Below are 15440 nucleotides of genomic sequence, written 5' to 3' on the forward strand. Positions count from 1 at the left end.
TTCAAAATGAGCCGTTTGACCTTTATAGTTCACCTGCCTGCCAAAGCTGAACGCTACGAACAACTAGAAGCGGCCGTGCGGCACGTGCTACAGGATATGTCCCACGAACCCGACTTTCTACACTGCACATTGCATCGTTCACAAAACGATAGCAACACACTGATAGTCTACGAAAGCTGGAGCTGCACTCGCGAATACTTCCTACAACACCACCTACTACGCCATTACCGCTCTGAGTTTGAGCGGGAACTTCCTGAGCGTCTAGCAGCACCGCGTCGCATCGAATTTCTGGATGACGTTGATCCCCCCTTGCAAATTTCTGCGGGGAATATCCATGAAACCTAGCCTCAAGATTTTGGCAGCTGTCAGCCTTCGCTGTATTTGTATTGCCAGAACAGGCTATGGCGGCGCCTAGCGTCTCAACGACATCGACGGCATCCCCATTAATTGTCGAAGGCAAAGCTACGGTCAACGGTGTGAGATACCACTACTTACTGCACAAAGGCAGCGGGCCAGTGGTTGTGCTACTGCATGGTTGGGGATCAACGTCTTACATGTGGCGTTTTGTGATGCCCCGATTAAGCGAGGCCGGCTACACTGTATTGGCTCCCGATTTGCGCGGCTTTGGCGATACAGATAAGCCACTAGCAGGCTACGAGAAAACCAAATATGGCCAAGGACATCCACGATCTAGTGGCAGCATTGCAACTGGGGCCTCAGGTGAACGTTTTCGGCCACGACATGGGAGGAATGGTGGCTTATGCTTACGCCGCTCAGTTCCGTGATCAGGTGCTTACCCTGTCGATACTAGATGTACCGCTGCCGGGCATCGAGCCGTTGCAGTATCTATTGAAGTCGGATCGCGTGTGGCATTTCCGTTTCTTCGGCAACCGTGACGTTGCCGAAAGCCTGATTGTGGACCGCGAGAAAGTGTTCCTGTCGTGGTTCCACAATTCCGAAGCCGTAAATGCAGGAGCGTTCACCGATGAAGTGTGGAAAACGTCTATGCCCGCAAATACTCCGCTCCGGGCGCAGTGCGCGGTGGATTCGAATATTACCGAGCGTTTCCCCAGGACGTGATTGCCAACCAAGAGTTTGCAAAGAACAAGCTGACAATTCCTGCCCTGGGCATCGGCGGTGCAGGCAGTTTCGGCCCTATCATTGGCGAGCATCTTAAGCGTGTGGCAAATGACGTTCGCGCAGGTCAAATAGAAGGCGCAGGCCACTGGGTTGCCGAAGAGCAGCCCGATGCGACAGCTGACGCTTTGTTGCAATTCTTAACTCAAAAGAAATAGCCGCGAGTGTCTAGATCAAAAAACCGTTCAGCGTCGACTGAACGGTCCCGCCCCCCTAAAAGGTCCGATTTTTCAACTTACCGAAGTGACCAGGCTCACTCGCTACCGATTACTCCGAATGGCACCTGACAAATCACCACCAGATAGTGTTCGGTCGCAGCAAGAAGATCGAGTTGCGCCGTGCTGGCCTGGGCCTTGGACATTCCTGGACGATATGCATATGTAGTTTGACACGACAAAGGAGGCTCATCTCGACGAACGCCATCAGTTCAGTCGCCCCGCCCCGTTCAACCTCGTTGGGAGCCCCTGCTGCCGCAACAGATTGTGCCCCGCAGCGTGGTGTATGAAGGTGGTGCCGAGTTCGGCACCGAGGCTTGAGCTTTGTTGAGGCGGCCATCGTGATTCATGGGTAGGTTGGGGTTTGCGAACTCAACAAACTCAGAGGAGACCACGATGACCAGCCCCACTACTATGGCATTGACGGAACTTGCCGCCAAGGGTGCCGATGCCGATTTCGTCAAACAAACCCTTCAATTTGCCTTACAACGGCTCATGGAGATGGATGTCGAGGCGCTTTGCAAGGCCGCCTACGGCGAGCGCAGCGAAGAGCGTATCAACAGCCGCAATGGCTACCGTGACCGCGTCTGGGAAACCCGCGCCGGCACCGTCGATCTAAAAATCCCCAAGCTGCGCAGCAGCAGCTATTTCCCCGGTTTTTTGGAACCGCGCCGCACCGCCGAGAAAGCGCTGACAGCGGTGATTCAGGAGGCCTACATCCAAGGCATCTCGACGCGCTCGGTTGATGAACTGGTCAAAGCCATGGGCATGAGCGGCGTCTCCAAAAGCCAGGTGTCGCGTCTGTGCGAGGAGATCGACGTACGCGTCAATGAATTCCTGAACCGGCCACTCGAAGGCGATTGGCCTTATCTCTGGATCGACGCGACGTACGTCAAAACCCGCCAGACAGGAAGGATCGTGTCCGTGGCCGTAATAATCGCTGTGGCGGTCAACACCGACGGCGTGCGGGAGATCCTCGGCATAGCAACCGGAGCCTCGGAAGCCGAGCCGTTCTGGAGCGAGTTCCTGCGAGGGCTGACGCGGCGCGGGCTGCGCGGCGTCAAGCTGGTCATTTCGGATGCCCATGAAGGACTCAAGGCGGCCGTCGCCAAAGTCATGAACGCGAGCTGGCAGCGTTGCCGGGTGCATTTCATGCGCAACGCCCTGGTGCACGCCAACAAGGGCCAGCGCTAAGCGCTGGTGGCCTTGATCAACACGATTTTCGCCGAGGAGACGGCGGAGGCGGCCAGTACAAAATGGCGCAGCGTCACCGACCAATTACGCGCCAAATTGCCCAAGCTGGCCGAGATGATGGACGCCGCTGAGCACGACGTGCTGGCCTACATGGCGTTTCCCAGCGCGCATCGAGTCCAGCTGCGCACCACCAATCCTCTGGAGCGATTGAACGCCGAGGTCAAACGGCGCACCAACGTCGTCGGCATCTTTCCCAACGAGCGCGCCATCATCCGCCTCGTCGGCGCTATCATGTTGGAACAGAACGACGAATGGTCTCTACAGCGGCGCTACATGCAGCTCGAAGGACTGCAGTCGCTATATGAAACTCAGTCGGCGCGGCTCTCGGCCGTGATTAACTGAGCGGGAGCCCAGCCTCCCAGGAATCACGACTCATACACCACGCCTGGGGACACAATCACGCGCACTGGCGAAATACGTCCTCATTTTGTGGAAGCGAGTTCCGAAAGCACGGGAGCGTGCGTTGGCTAAAATTCCAGCGGTAGCGCAGGAACTCGGTGTTCAGATAGGTTCTGAGCTCGACTCGGCCTTAGAGGCCATGCCCCATCTCGAAGAGAAGGTGGCTCACTTGAAGACACGGGTTGCAACAGCCATTGAGACCCACATAGAAAATCCATCTACGTCGCTTTGGTGTGAGAGCATCGACTCCGAAAGCGATCACCTGCCAATCAACGCCTTACTCTCCATGAACTGGGTATTTCTCTACCACGACACTCTTCAGTTTCTGACCTCAGACAACCCAGTTTTCTTTTTTGAGTTTGAAGGCATCGGAAGTCCAGAATCCGAGTTGACATTCCCAATCTCTAGCAAAATTACGTTATGGGCAACCCGGACGCCGAAAGCCAACGGCACCTTCATGCAAGCGACCTCCCCTGCGGTTAAAGAGATTAACCGCCGCACGGCATCTAACAGCATGCGCTGGGTCTACTCTGAGCGGAACGAGCCTTGGATTCTTCCTTTTGCCACAAAGGGCGAGTGGCCTTTAACGAGGCTACGCTAAGACATTTCCATGGCAAGCATCAATGCTTTACTCGTCGACATCGTCGAAAATGCTTCGTCCACCCGAAAGAATGCTAAGAGGCGTGTCTTCCGTTGCTAGCTCCTCATAGGCGGGCGCTTCTGCCTGCCTCTTTTTCATAAGCTTTATCCTAGTATCGATCTTATCCAGGATTTTCTGGGCGCGCTCCGACTCTCCTTCCTGATAGCTTTCTTGACCATAACGCTCTTCATTCAGCTCTTGAATTCGTTCAATCAGCCTTCGAATGTCATAAAAGGCATCGTCAACGTCGTCATGCACCTGCCAAGCCTTTTCAACCTCATCCAACGAGTCATCTACGCTTGAATAGAGGACATCCTTTTGGTTTACCAAGCTAGCCTCATTCTCTTCGCTAGTAAGTAACACTCCAACAAAATCTTCATCAATAAAACAATCGGAGTAGTCAAGATCAGCAAGATTCCTAAGGCGCTTGGCTATCCTCAGTCTCATTTCGTTCGACAGGAAGCCTGCGATATTCAATTTCCCAAATATGCTGAGAACAGGGGTATGCTGACTCGTTCCATAGATTTGTTCAAAGAGGTTTTCTTTTTCATCATTACCGGAAAACCATAGGCTTAGGAAATAAGGATCACATCGTGAACCTAAAAAAGCCAGCACAGGACTCGACAAGTACTTCTCTTTGAGGGGGTGCAAGATCTCCAATACACGCCCATATAGCGATTCCGGGACAACTAACTTAACGCCTTCAATTCCCAAGTCACCGCAACTAATTTCTTGAATTAGCTTCTCTTCCTTAACACCGGACAGGTAAATATCGATTAACTCAGGATTGTTCGAGACGTTGGTCGCAAATGCATCGCGAATTGTCGGATGCCGAAATTGCCAACACATGACGCCATCTACTATTGCCTTACGCAGCAAAGAGTCGTCCAAGGAAACTAGCGCCGCCTTTACATCACCAATATTAGATTGCATCGCGGCAATTATATTTGATATGTCTTCGTCGTCAGCTGCCAGTGGCACTGAAAGGCTGCCCCCATTCGTAAACACAAGTGCCAGTGCGGCTCGCTCCGCGTTTCCAAGGCCTGCGACAATGTCTACCATCACTGTCGTTGGGTTCGAAAAGAAATCAAGTATTCCTGCTTCATTTCGCACCATCCCTTTAGTAAACTTCGGGTTGGAAAATCTACGCGCAATCTCAGGTAAAAACTTAGGTGTAGCGGACGCTGCAGGTAAGAAACTTTTGACTGCCTGTCGAAAGGCCACGTTCTGGGTTCCAAGCTTAAGATGATTGTATAGAATCAATGCCCGTTCTGATTCTGAAAGCTTTTCAACTTCAATCGTTACTCGATTATCGGTGAGAAGATCGAATTTGTGTGAATTGAAGCGACTCTGAGCTGCTTTAAAAATATATGTGCGCGATGTGAAGATCACCCGAGCATTTTGATGAATCGCGGCCTTGAGCTGCGGAAGCCGCTGGTTCCATTCATTGACCCTATTAAAGTCACAATGATTGGACCCAAAAGCGTCATCCACCCAGAAGAACTGCCCCGGGTCATCAGGATTCCACTTCCGGTCAAAATCTTCCGGACCATTTAATATTAGTGTCTGGAGACCCCACTCGTCCGCAGCCGACAGCGCCAATAAATTCGCAATCATGGTTTTCCCGCAAGCCGGCTCTCCGATCAGCATGACAAATCCATGTTCTTTTAATGCATGTGCGCACTTTCGATAGGCATCGGTCGGCACAAAGCAGGCCAGGTCTGGGGCTATTGAATCGAGCACTTGTTTGGCTTGTCGGTAGGCTTGATGAGTAATGATCTGCGTGAGGTCTCCCAAGCCGTACAAACGAGGTACAAGCCTTCGAAGTGTCGGATGGCTAGCGATCGCCGCATCAATCCATTTAGCCCCAAATATCTTAGTGTTCTTAGCACCTGCACGACGGAACTCTGCCTCTAATGTCTCTGTAGATGGCCCGCCAATGTCGTGATTGGTAAAGAGCAAATAATTATCAGCCAGGCCATGCTCACAGAGCCGGCGAACCTTAGCGATTTCATCCTTGATAACCGCCTTCGTCAACCCCGATCCAGGCTTACTGGTATGTTTGCATTGGATAGTGAAGCTTCCCGACATTGGCTCGGGTGCCGTATCGGATAGCCAGGTGCCAAAAAACGCGCCATCACGGCCGCCATCTGGACCGCACGAAAAAACCTGGTATGTCTGACCGAGTACTTCCTTCAGAACGCACGCGATCAAATCTTCAAACGCTTTCCAGCCCAGCTTATGCAAGTCGAAAGTGGGATTAGACATTCTGCTCCATCGCTCAAGTTGACACTTCCAAAAAGAAAGTTTCTGTAGTGCAAAAAAATTTGACAAACGGTACTAACTTTGTTATCAACAATGACTGGTTACCAAGAGCATGCGCCAAAATCAAGCCGACCACCACACAGAGTCGGCTAAATTGTCCGAAATCAAACTTCTAGAGGGTAAATTGTTGTCTAAACAATCTGTTCGGGATCGTCTCCCTTCGGCACATTGGGGAGTTTTATCCATCGCTATCGCTTGCGCCCTGGTTCTTTGGATTGGGTGGAGTAGCTACGGCGTTCCATTCTTTCATCAGCGGCTAATCACTTCGACCAAGACTGCAACAGGTAAGTCGCTAACACCACAGACCAATCCAAGCGCGAGTAAGGAAGATGCCCTGCCCGACCGTACTCAACTTCTTGCGGAGTATGGCCAAACCGGAGACGCCTTCGGCAGCTTAAATGCATTGCTCACTGCTCTGGCAGGAGCATTTGTCTTCTGGGCTGGCTTTATGCAGCATCAGTCTCTGAAAGGAGCGCGCGAGGAGGCTGAACGGGAGCGCGCCTACAGACACAAACAAGAGTTCGAGTCATTGTTCTTTCAGCTGCTGGGTTTTAGCTCGTCGGCGGCGGACAAGATAGAACGGCGACAAGGGAGCAAGAACAATGACGCGACTCGTCCAACCAGGTTGGGAACTCGGGCTCTTGATAGCTTCGCCGCCAGTCTCTATGAAGTTGTCAATCCAGAGCAGCAAGGGGCTTCGGACACTGACACCTTGCGCAAACTGATGCAAGAGTTCTACGTGAGAGTATATGACCGACACCCCTCAGCATTTGGCCCCTACTATCGCACATTGCTGCAAATCTATGAACACATCGCCAACTCGGGGCTGTCTATAACCGAGCAGCATATATACGCGCAAATTGCCAAAGGCCAGATGAGTGAAGGCTCCTTGCTGCTTCTCGCATTGTACGCATTAACATACCAAGGCCACTCCTTCGTTCCACATATCGAGCGATATGGCTTGCTCGAGCATATGCATCGACGACACAAAATGGCATACAAAGCCGCACTTCTTACGGGTTATTCGCCCTGCGCATTTCAGTTTCGTGTCGAGGATATCGAACGCGACGATGAGCAACTCGAATTACCAAAGTTGAGTGCCACATACTTCGACAGTTTGAATAGTGTGCGCGAGCAGGCAGATGCCGAGGCCGATTTCAAATCTGGCTATTCGCATGATACTGAGTTCGATGCCTGACGTATATCACCGAAGTTAGCTCGACAATAATAATTATTTCCATCAATGACATTTTAGTTACCACCGTTGATGCTCAATTTCGCAACCATATTTCCAAACGACGTGGAGCCCAAGTGACTGTGACAATCCCAGATAGTGCCATAACCTCGTGGGGTGGCTTTACCTACCAAGGCAAGGTTGCGCTATACCATTCAGTTTCCCTACTTTGCGACAAAAAATTTCAAGGCAACACTTTAACGAGCTTTAATTTGCAATTGGATAGTACCGATGACTTCGCAATTTACAATCAAGGAACTGCCATATCCGTCCACCAAGTGAAAGCTAAGTTATCAAAATATCGCTCTACTTTTAAAACTGCTCTAGAAAAATCAAGCAATGTCGATACTGACTGTGTTTCAAGCACATCTCGATATTTCCATGTTGCCAATGAAATTGACGACAGCAGCGATTACACAAATTCAGCAGGGAAAGTCGTAAAATTTTATCTCTACAAAACGAAATCTTATTGTCCACTTTCAGAAATTGAAGACATCACGAAAGAGAAAATTAAACTTTATCTTGAAAGCAATTCGCTCCCCTGCACAGACGTACTTGTGGACAAAAAACATTGTCACCTATCTGAATTTATCACATCCAAAGTGATAGAAATTCATGCGGCAGTTCATTCAGGCTCCAGCGAAAACGAAGCGGCATACAAATTAACTATTTCTAGCAATGAGTTAGAAAAAATCATCAAAACAGATTTCAACGAATCGGATGACATTCAATATCAGCTAATTAAATTAAAAATTCACTTCACAAATATATTTGAAACCTACGTCGCAGACAATTCAGACAATTTCTCAACAGATCAAATTAAAGATTTTGAAAGAATATATCATTTCATCGGCAAACTAGATGCGAAAGATCTTGTTTCAGTCTTAAATTCACTTCGTCCTGGAAACAAAAAAGAACCAGTACGAGAAGAGGATATAAGACATTATACCGATATCGTAACGGAAATAACTCAGAAAATTTCACTAAAAGGCATTCCGCATTACGTTAAGCTAGCAAGGCGATTTTTGCCAACCGCTATAAAAATGACTGACAAATATGCGCCGAAATATCAAGATCAATTAATAAAACAGATTAGAGATGACCCTAACTTGGCGAGCATTTTATTTGAATACAACGTCCTAATAACCAGCGACACCCATACCAATATTGAGCTACCTCCTGAAAAGTATAAGGTTACGCCAACGTTGTCAGCCGACCAGCAAGCCGCGAACATCATTAAAGAATTTCAAGTTTCAATAATTTCCATAGATGCCGCCAAGAAAGAATTAAATGCTTAAAAAGATACTTACAGAGGCTGCCCATTTTCACGCATTCTCACTGGTAGAAGAATGCGATTGCTCCATATTCTTTAGTAGAAAAGACGGACGCGCAGAACGATATTTGATACTAAGGGAAATTGAAGAAGTCTCAAGTCCAATAAAAATAAATGACGAGACTATACAACTTCTCCCAGATTTATTAAAGCAAGAGCCTTCATTTCACAAAAATTGCGATCTGGTTTTGATACATAAACTAAAAAAAATAGCTGATTTCAAAAAAGTGGAAGATACAGCTCTGGCAATAGAAGAAGATCCAAACTACTTTAAAAAATATTTCCTCTATTACGATGAAGCCGAAGAACTGGCCATTACAGAAAAAGGGTTTAAAGATTTCCAGGCAATCATAATCGATAAAGACTCATTCAAAAATTATAAAAAAAATCCATTGGACCCGAATTTTTATAGCATCGTAGCTCGAGCGTTTATAAAACTTCCTTTTTTAGATGTACCTCGCTCAAAGAAGGATTTGGAAACTTTAGAAAACACAGTTTCAGCAAGATTGGCAGAGAAAAATTTAACTTCAGACTACAATAAAATAGTGTCCTCTTTTGCCCTCGGGGATTCAGAAAAAATTGCACAGGAATTAATAAATGAAGAACTGGAAAATATCAAAGCTAAAGATTCAGGCATTTAAAGCCTTTCCGTCCCTTGCCTTCGACTTCGAGACCAGCTCGCTGCTGACGTTAGACGGACCAAACGGATATGGTAAGACATCCGTGTTCGATGCAATCGAACTCCTCTTGACCGGGAAAATAACACGTGTCTCCGATTTATACACGGTGGTGGCTAGCAAACAAAAGAAAAAATATAAAGACAACCTGTATTGGAACACTCGTACCGGCGACAAAGATATTGAAATTCGCGTAGAGTTAACAGATACCAAGTCAGGTGACCAAGTATTTTTCATTCGTCGAGCAAAGAAGTCCGATCTCGAGAAATCAGACAATAACAAGCCAGATAATTTCGAAATATTTAGCCTCCATCAGATGCCATCATTTGATAGCGAGGAATTCGGTCAAGCGTTAAAATCGAGCTATTTTGATGAATATTTTGGCGAAAATTTTTGCTCAAACTATTCAATGCTCAATTATCTACAGCAGGGGCAAAGTAAGTTTATTTTTGCAAAAAAGGCTACTGAAAGAAAAGAGTCTCTTGAGCTTTTGCTGAAAACAAAAGACGTCCAAGACAAAATAGAATTTTGCAAAGATATTGAACGAAACATAGGTAATTTTTGCTCCACTGCCGAGCGCTCGGAACTGACACAACTACAACAAAAAGTAGAAGACTTGTCAAAAATTGACCTTTCGCCAGGCGAAACCAATACTTATGAAAAAATTCCCACCAGAGAGCCTGTTCCAAGTTGGAATTCGCTGGACCCTTACTCCGAATTAAATGAAGAGCAGTTCGCAGCCGATTTAAATACGCTAAGTACACTGTCTCTCCTTGTATCGACGAAAGCGGAAATTCAGATACGCTTAGAAAACATAAGAATTGAAAATTATATTGCGCAAAACGATTCACTGCTGTTGGTTACGATGTCAATAGGTCAGCATTTGGACCGATATGAAAATTTAAATACCTATAGTCAGAGGTTGACACTGCTCCGGACAGCCCAGTCAGCGCTTGAGAAATCGCCAACGACAATCTCAGCAGAGGACCTTGAAAGTATTCAAGCCGCAGGCGTAAGTCTAAGTGAGCGACTGGGAAGTAAAGTTATTGATCGTGATTCATTGACAAAACAAATGAACGGTCGATCCGCAGAGATAGTTAAGCTCAACGGTCTGCGAACATCTTTGGTTGAGAGCCACCGACACGTAATGGGAGAAGACGACACTCATTGCGCTCTCTGTGGAACGGATTGGGAAACCATCAGCAATCTTGCCGACGCCGTCAAGCAAACCACCGATAGGTTGAATGAGGAATTAGGAGCACTGGCGATACAAATTCAAGATATTCACTTAGAGATATCTCAAGAATTGGATCCCATAAAGATAACCATTGCGTCCGAGGTTCAATCTACAACCAGCATATTTGCGCCTAATCTATATTTAGAACTGCATAAAAACGTGAGCCGATTCGAGCAGATTCGAGCGCTCGATGATGCTCTTTCCAAAGCGAGCATCAACTATAGTAATGAATTTACAACAGATCCAGCTCAATTGCTTTCCAGAAAAGAAGATGTGGTGTCAAAAATCCGAGCAACGAAAAAGCCAGAGGGTGAAGAGCCAGCGGCGGGATGGAATGACTTTTTAGTTTCGCTTTTTGTGAAATATGATGATTTTTACGCTATAGAAGAAGATAGTGTTCAGCGCAAACGCCTCTATATCACGTCGAAACACAGGCAAAAACAAAATTCTACGCTTCAGTCGTATCAGAAAGACCTTTTAGAAAGAACTCAAAAATTCAAAGCTGCTGAAAATGCCAAAGAACGCGTAAACCGTTTGAGAAACACACTTGTCGAAGCTGAACGAGAGTACGCGGCAAAAACAATTTCCAACATCGAATTAATTTTCCATATTTATAGCGGACGTTTAATACAGAATTATCAACGAGGTTTGGGACTGTTTATTCTGGACGGCGACGGGAAGCAGCTTCAATTTTCAACTGCAGAGCAATCAGAGCACGACGCGACTTTATCAATGAGCACAGGCCAACTATCTGCACTTAGTTTGGCATTCTTCCTTTCGCTCAATCGAGTGTATTCCGAAAGCTCTTTTGTTCTGATTGACGATCCGGCGCAGTCTCTGGATGACATTAACATTGCATCACTCACTGACCTGTTACGATGTGAGCTAAAGGACCGGCAATTAATTATTTCTTCGCATGAAGACGATATTGCTAGCTACATGCGTTATAGATTCGACCGAGCTGGATTGAATCCGAAGCTATTCCACATGCAATCACACACCGCCGCACCAAATTCGCCTCCAATGTCCAAATAGCAATTTTTGCCTTTATCTTGACTTGGGCGATATTTAGAAGTCGCTCAAGTCACTAACTCAGCAAGCAACCAAAGCCGCCGCCCCCGGAACTACAAAGACAATTTAGGAAAATGATGTATTTTTTCAAATACTACAGACCAAATATATATTTCGAAAAATCCATTAGATATAATGAACTTTATTTCTCGGCAACTAATGAACTCAACGACCCACATGATCTGAGGGCATCTTTTTATTTCGAGGACAGCGAGGAGCTATGGGCGGCTTTATTATCTATAAAACCTGAACCGTCTAGCTGGAACCTTGCCTATTTTCTAGATATTTTTAGCCACTCTCTAGCATCAGAATTAAATAATCTATTTAAAAATCTAAGATTTGACTCAATTTCAGGCTCGTTGCACCAAGAAATTGAGAAAAATAAAGAATCCCTGTTAGACATATTTTCGAGCCACGTTAAACCAGACTTTGCCGGACCAGAAAGTCAAAAATTCATGGCCGAAATGCCAACCAAAGACAAAGCAGAGTACTGTATTCTTTGGTTATCAGCACTCTTGGCTCGAGCAGTTGATCACTTGTTTTATAGCGTTTCTTTCTCTGACTCGGCGCTGAATCCGATGATGTGGGCGCACTATGCAGATGGTTTCAAAGGATGCGCCGTGATATATCAGAGCCAAGAATCTAGCTCGATCCTGCTTCGCCACAACCTATTTGACACGTCGGCGACGTCTTTTGAATTCTTAAAGTTAAATTACATTAATGATGAAAAACTTATTCCAATTTTAGAGTGTGCTGTTTTTGGCAAAGCGAAGGTACAAGAGGCGTTTTTACAGAAAAACGCTTTTTGGCAGTATGAGTCTGAACATCGACTATTTTCAGTAGAGAGGTCCGATCCAGCCATAGAATCAATGACTAAAGAAAAAAGAGCTAGTCAGCGCGACAGGATTTTGCATCATAAAACTAATGATATTGTTGGTGTGATTTTTGGTCCTCGATGCGACGAACGATATAAGAAGAAGATAGACTTAACTCTCCTGGACAATCGGCGCCGCAGCGGACGCCAACCATTCTTTCTGTTTGATACTCAGCTAACACGAGATGGGCGCGTTGTCATTAGTAGCGCAAAAAAACAGTGTTGTCCTATTTTGCCAAACGGTTCTGAACCTCCTGAAGGATTGCACCAAATTATCGACTCGACAGGCTTGACGAACTTACTCGTAGAATTAGGAATCGTACAGAACAATGACTCGCATATATAACTGTTCACTTCGAAAATAAGCAAAGCTTCCGAAAACATAGGCGCACCAACATTAACTCTACAACGGCAACCTTGGCAAAGGGCTAGATCAACGATAAGCTTCTGGCGACATCCCTGCTCTTAAATCTCGAACTATCCCATGACTATTCATCAACTACCGATTCCAGCGCCAACCCAATCGCACGACTTTGAATACGTGTGCTTAGCGCTGTTCAGACGTTACTGGAACGACGACACCGCGCAGCTCTATGGTGTCCCGGGTCAGAAGCAAAGCGGCATCGACATCGTGGGTAGACCCGGGGGAGGAACCGAGTTGCACGCAGTTCAGTGCAAAGTCCGAGCCGGCCCAACCCGTAGGCTCACCTACGCGGAAGTGCTCGACGAAGTGGTTAAGGCCGATCAGATGCCGACTCCGCTTCATCATCTGATAGTTGCAACCACCGCACGTCGGGATGCGAATCTGCAGGGCCAGGTCCTAGCACTGACTCAGAAGCGCGTGGCCGAACGAAAATTCCCAGTAACGATTATGGGATGGGACGACTTATCCGCCCTTCTCGCCGAGCACAAAGATATCGCCCAGCATTACTTTCCTGATTTCTTTATTGACGACCGTCTCGTTGCCCAGGCTTCGCCCGAATCTAAGGGCTACGCATCCAGCAACCAACGCTCCGCGAGACTGCGTCGGCTTCTGTCTATGCTGAATGACGATTCAGGTTCAGAGGAGCTCACCATTTCTGAGATCGCAGAACAGCTTGGGCTAGAAAAAATATCCCACCTTGAGGACTATTTTAGCGGTGCTGACGAACCACCGATCGCAGTGCTGAAGCAAATGGCCGACCTTTTCTGTATCAACCTGGAGTGGCTATTGCACGGCAAGGGCCAGCCCTTTTACCATTCCGATCCCTTCTTTCCGGAGGCGTACGAAGCCATAGAACTGATTCGCTCCACCAACCCGGAGCGGATATTTTTCGTACGAAGTAGTTCTGATCATGGAGAATGTCTCATTGTTCTGCAGTACGGCGATTGGAGGTACCTCCACCTAAACACCTTCTGCCATGTCAGCGCCCATGTCGGCGGTGAGGGTCGCGCACAACTACTCAGCCTATTTAATTTAATCGAAGAGCTTTGGGGGGCAAATCCAAGATTCCATTGCATCGGTCAAACGTTGGAGCCCGCTGAGTTCGACAAGCTCCTCGATGGCGAATACTTCCCTGGTTCGATTTTAGGGAAGCCACGTTCCGGTTCGCCTTGGTGGGATGCACTCCGAGACATCGACTACAAAAATTCGACGAAAAGCAAATATCAGGACTGGTACGGAACCGCGCTGATCGATGCCCATCGGATAATTCGAGAGCAAAAAGCAAAAATGGCGGCGAGAGTTTAGGCACTACGCTGCTACTGCATAAAAATTATCTTTTTCGAACAAATTTTTAGTAGCTGTGATAAGTTCCATTGTGCAACATGTGTTGCCATATGGGAGTGCAAAATGCAGCTATTGCAGGGAATCCAAAAGGTTCATTATTCGCACGGAGCGGTCTTCAAAATCCCGACCGCGCATCGTGATCAGGTCTTCATGTGCGCGACGCGGACGAATTACCGCAACGATATGCGAGCGGTAGTCATTGTAGACTCGGAACGCTTTCTCAACTTGTGGCGACAACCAAACAGCAGCCATCTTGATATCGCGGTTGGCGATCCAAGTACCTGGCCCTCTGACTATAAATTCTCTGACGCCGAAGATGGGTTTCAGCGCGGTGAGCTGAATCCAGTTCCACTCGCTACAGTGGACTGCCGGAGAACGATTGAGACGTATCCAGTCTTCGAGCGTTGGCTGCTCTTCTTCAAGCGCTACGTCGGCACACGGGAGCAAGAGGAGCTGAGCCTGCATTTCACCAATGGAATTACACGAACCATCTGGCTACTGACAGCTGGCGCAAAATCATTTCCTGTTGAATGCTCAATACAAAGCGCACCGCTCCTCCATCAGCTGGCTGGCACTATAGGCAGTCAGTTTCTCACCATTGAGCAACTCATCCCCGAAAGGCTGGCAGCATGAACTTTGAACTTCTTTTGAAAGTAGCGCCAGTAGCCGCCTCGGCCGTCACACTGGGAGTCGCTTTTTGGAATGCCGATCAAGGGCGGCGGAAGAGCATTGCTGATGAGTACGCATCGAGAAAGCGATTTTTTGACGACCTCAAGGATTCGGAACTGCAGCCATCCCTTCGCGAGCTGGGGTATCAAATGATTGCTGGCGATCGCAACATGACCGCCCGTGAGGTGAAGTACTTAATCGAAGCAGACCCAACTGGTCAGGCACTCCGAGACTACGCAGCCGGAAAGCCTGTATTAGACTGCATCGGCACAGATACGAGCGTCGAAATCTTGTTCAAACCTAGCTACAAAAAGAAGAGAGTCCGGCTTTCGTGGCAGCTCTTCTACTCCTTGGGTTACTTGACCTGCTTCATATCGACCTTCATGCCGCTGTTCGTTCCAAGAACCGGCGCCTTCGGTGACGTCGATCCTATCGCCGCAGTTGCACTTGGTTGCGCGACGCTACTGCCGATGAGTTACGTGGCGCTGCGTGAGGGGGCCAGAATAGCGAAGGCAGAAAAGCTGGTTCGCTTTCTGAACCAGACTTTGCGAGACCGTTTGATTCTTGAGCCGTCTTGTCGGTAAGCCAGGCAACGAATCAATTGCTG

At 47.6% G+C, this 15440-nt stretch carries 14 protein-coding genes and 1 pseudogene; 14 read left to right on the forward strand and 1 reads right to left on the reverse strand.

What is annotated here, in order from left to right:
- Positions 1-6: 6 nt before the first annotated feature.
- From ACSQ3S_RS18790 to ACSQ3S_RS18815, 6 genes and pseudogenes are all read left to right on the forward strand, one after another.
- A complete protein-coding gene (locus ACSQ3S_RS18790; RefSeq protein WP_436143388.1) occupies positions 7-345 on the forward strand; it encodes a putative quinol monooxygenase in 339 nt (112 codons plus the stop codon).
- A 56-nt stretch (positions 346-401) separates the two neighbouring features.
- Complete coding sequence (locus ACSQ3S_RS18795; RefSeq protein WP_436143389.1) at positions 402-785, forward strand: alpha/beta fold hydrolase; 384 nt, start codon at positions 402-404, stop codon at positions 783-785.
- Entirely contained in the window at positions 670-1080 is a 411-nt protein-coding gene (locus ACSQ3S_RS18800) for an alpha/beta fold hydrolase (protein WP_436143390.1), read from the forward strand. Before ACSQ3S_RS18795 ends, ACSQ3S_RS18800 begins: the two co-directional genes overlap by 116 nt.
- Complete coding sequence (locus tag ACSQ3S_RS18805; RefSeq protein WP_436143391.1) at positions 1077-1295, forward strand: alpha/beta fold hydrolase; 219 nt, start codon at positions 1077-1079, stop codon at positions 1293-1295. Before ACSQ3S_RS18800 ends, ACSQ3S_RS18805 begins: the two co-directional genes overlap by 4 nt.
- A gap of 453 nt (positions 1296-1748) precedes the next feature.
- A pseudogene (locus tag ACSQ3S_RS18810) lies at positions 1749-2948 on the forward strand (IS256 family transposase).
- Positions 2949-3012: 64 nt separating this feature from the next.
- On the forward strand, positions 3013-3606 hold the full coding sequence (locus tag ACSQ3S_RS18815) for a DUF4238 domain-containing protein (RefSeq protein WP_436145050.1): 594 nt from the start codon (positions 3013-3015) through the stop codon (positions 3604-3606).
- 27 nt (positions 3607-3633) lie between these two features.
- Here ACSQ3S_RS18815 and ACSQ3S_RS18820 read toward each other — a convergent pair whose 3' ends face one another.
- Positions 3634-5913: a restriction endonuclease gene (locus ACSQ3S_RS18820; protein WP_436143392.1), complete on the reverse strand. Its 2280-nt coding sequence runs from the start codon at positions 5911-5913 to the stop codon at positions 3634-3636.
- Between the two features lie 109 nt (positions 5914-6022).
- On the opposite strand from ACSQ3S_RS18820, the gene ACSQ3S_RS18825 reads away from it, so the two are divergent.
- From ACSQ3S_RS18825 to ACSQ3S_RS18860, 8 genes are all read left to right on the forward strand, one after another.
- Positions 6023-7168: a putative phage abortive infection protein gene (locus ACSQ3S_RS18825; protein WP_436143393.1), complete on the forward strand. Its 1146-nt coding sequence runs from the start codon at positions 6023-6025 to the stop codon at positions 7166-7168.
- A 113-nt stretch (positions 7169-7281) separates the two neighbouring features.
- A complete protein-coding gene (locus ACSQ3S_RS18830; RefSeq protein ID WP_436143394.1) occupies positions 7282-8502 on the forward strand; it encodes an ABC-three component system protein in 1221 nt (406 codons plus the stop codon).
- Complete coding sequence (locus tag ACSQ3S_RS18835; RefSeq protein ID WP_436143395.1) at positions 8495-9178, forward strand: ABC-three component system middle component 1; 684 nt, start codon at positions 8495-8497, stop codon at positions 9176-9178. Before ACSQ3S_RS18830 ends, ACSQ3S_RS18835 begins: the two co-directional genes overlap by 8 nt.
- Complete coding sequence (locus ACSQ3S_RS18840) at positions 9135-11486, forward strand: AAA family ATPase (protein ID WP_436143396.1); 2352 nt, start codon at positions 9135-9137, stop codon at positions 11484-11486. Before ACSQ3S_RS18835 ends, ACSQ3S_RS18840 begins: the two co-directional genes overlap by 44 nt.
- Before the next feature lie 110 nt (positions 11487-11596).
- Positions 11597-12742: a DUF2971 domain-containing protein gene (locus ACSQ3S_RS18845; protein WP_436143397.1), complete on the forward strand. Its 1146-nt coding sequence runs from the start codon at positions 11597-11599 to the stop codon at positions 12740-12742.
- 138 nt (positions 12743-12880) lie between these two features.
- Complete coding sequence (locus ACSQ3S_RS18850; protein ID WP_436143398.1) at positions 12881-14125, forward strand: restriction endonuclease; 1245 nt, start codon at positions 12881-12883, stop codon at positions 14123-14125.
- A 102-nt stretch (positions 14126-14227) separates the two neighbouring features.
- Complete coding sequence (locus tag ACSQ3S_RS18855) at positions 14228-14797, forward strand: plasmid fertility inhibition factor family protein (RefSeq protein WP_436143399.1); 570 nt, start codon at positions 14228-14230, stop codon at positions 14795-14797.
- Positions 14794-15417: a hypothetical protein gene (locus ACSQ3S_RS18860; RefSeq protein ID WP_436143400.1), complete on the forward strand. Its 624-nt coding sequence runs from the start codon at positions 14794-14796 to the stop codon at positions 15415-15417. The genes ACSQ3S_RS18855 and ACSQ3S_RS18860 overlap by 4 nt, the downstream gene beginning before the upstream one ends.
- The last annotated feature ends 23 nt before the right edge of the window (positions 15418-15440 follow it).

It is taken from the genome of Duganella sp. LjRoot269, assembly GCF_964254095.1.
Classification (GTDB): domain Bacteria; phylum Pseudomonadota; class Gammaproteobacteria; order Burkholderiales; family Burkholderiaceae_D; genus Rugamonas; species Rugamonas hordei.

What these genes read in the sequence shown, in the direction of transcription:
- ACSQ3S_RS18790 (WP_436143388.1), top strand. Translation starts at nt 7, where the DNA reads ATGAGCCGTTTGACCTTTATAGTTCACCTGCCTGCCAAAGCTGAACGC.
- ACSQ3S_RS18795 (WP_436143389.1), top strand. Translation starts at nt 402, where the DNA reads ATGGCGGCGCCTAGCGTCTCAACGACATCGACGGCATCCCCATTAATT.
- ACSQ3S_RS18800 (WP_436143390.1), top strand. Translation starts at nt 670, where the DNA reads ATGGCCAAGGACATCCACGATCTAGTGGCAGCATTGCAACTGGGGCCT.
- ACSQ3S_RS18820 (WP_436143392.1), bottom strand. Translation starts at nt 5,913, where the DNA reads ATGTCTAATCCCACTTTCGACTTGCATAAGCTGGGCTGGAAAGCGTTT.
- ACSQ3S_RS18825 (WP_436143393.1), top strand. Translation starts at nt 6,023, where the DNA reads ATGCGCCAAAATCAAGCCGACCACCACACAGAGTCGGCTAAATTGTCC.
- ACSQ3S_RS18835 (WP_436143395.1), top strand. Translation starts at nt 8,495, where the DNA reads ATGCTTAAAAAGATACTTACAGAGGCTGCCCATTTTCACGCATTCTCA.
- ACSQ3S_RS18840 (WP_436143396.1), top strand. Translation starts at nt 9,135, where the DNA reads ATGAAGAACTGGAAAATATCAAAGCTAAAGATTCAGGCATTTAAAGCC.
- ACSQ3S_RS18845 (WP_436143397.1), top strand. Translation starts at nt 11,597, where the DNA reads ATGATGTATTTTTTCAAATACTACAGACCAAATATATATTTCGAAAAA.
- ACSQ3S_RS18850 (WP_436143398.1), top strand. Translation starts at nt 12,881, where the DNA reads ATGACTATTCATCAACTACCGATTCCAGCGCCAACCCAATCGCACGAC.
- ACSQ3S_RS18855 (WP_436143399.1), top strand. Translation starts at nt 14,228, where the DNA reads ATGCAGCTATTGCAGGGAATCCAAAAGGTTCATTATTCGCACGGAGCG.
- ACSQ3S_RS18860 (WP_436143400.1), top strand. Translation starts at nt 14,794, where the DNA reads ATGAACTTTGAACTTCTTTTGAAAGTAGCGCCAGTAGCCGCCTCGGCC.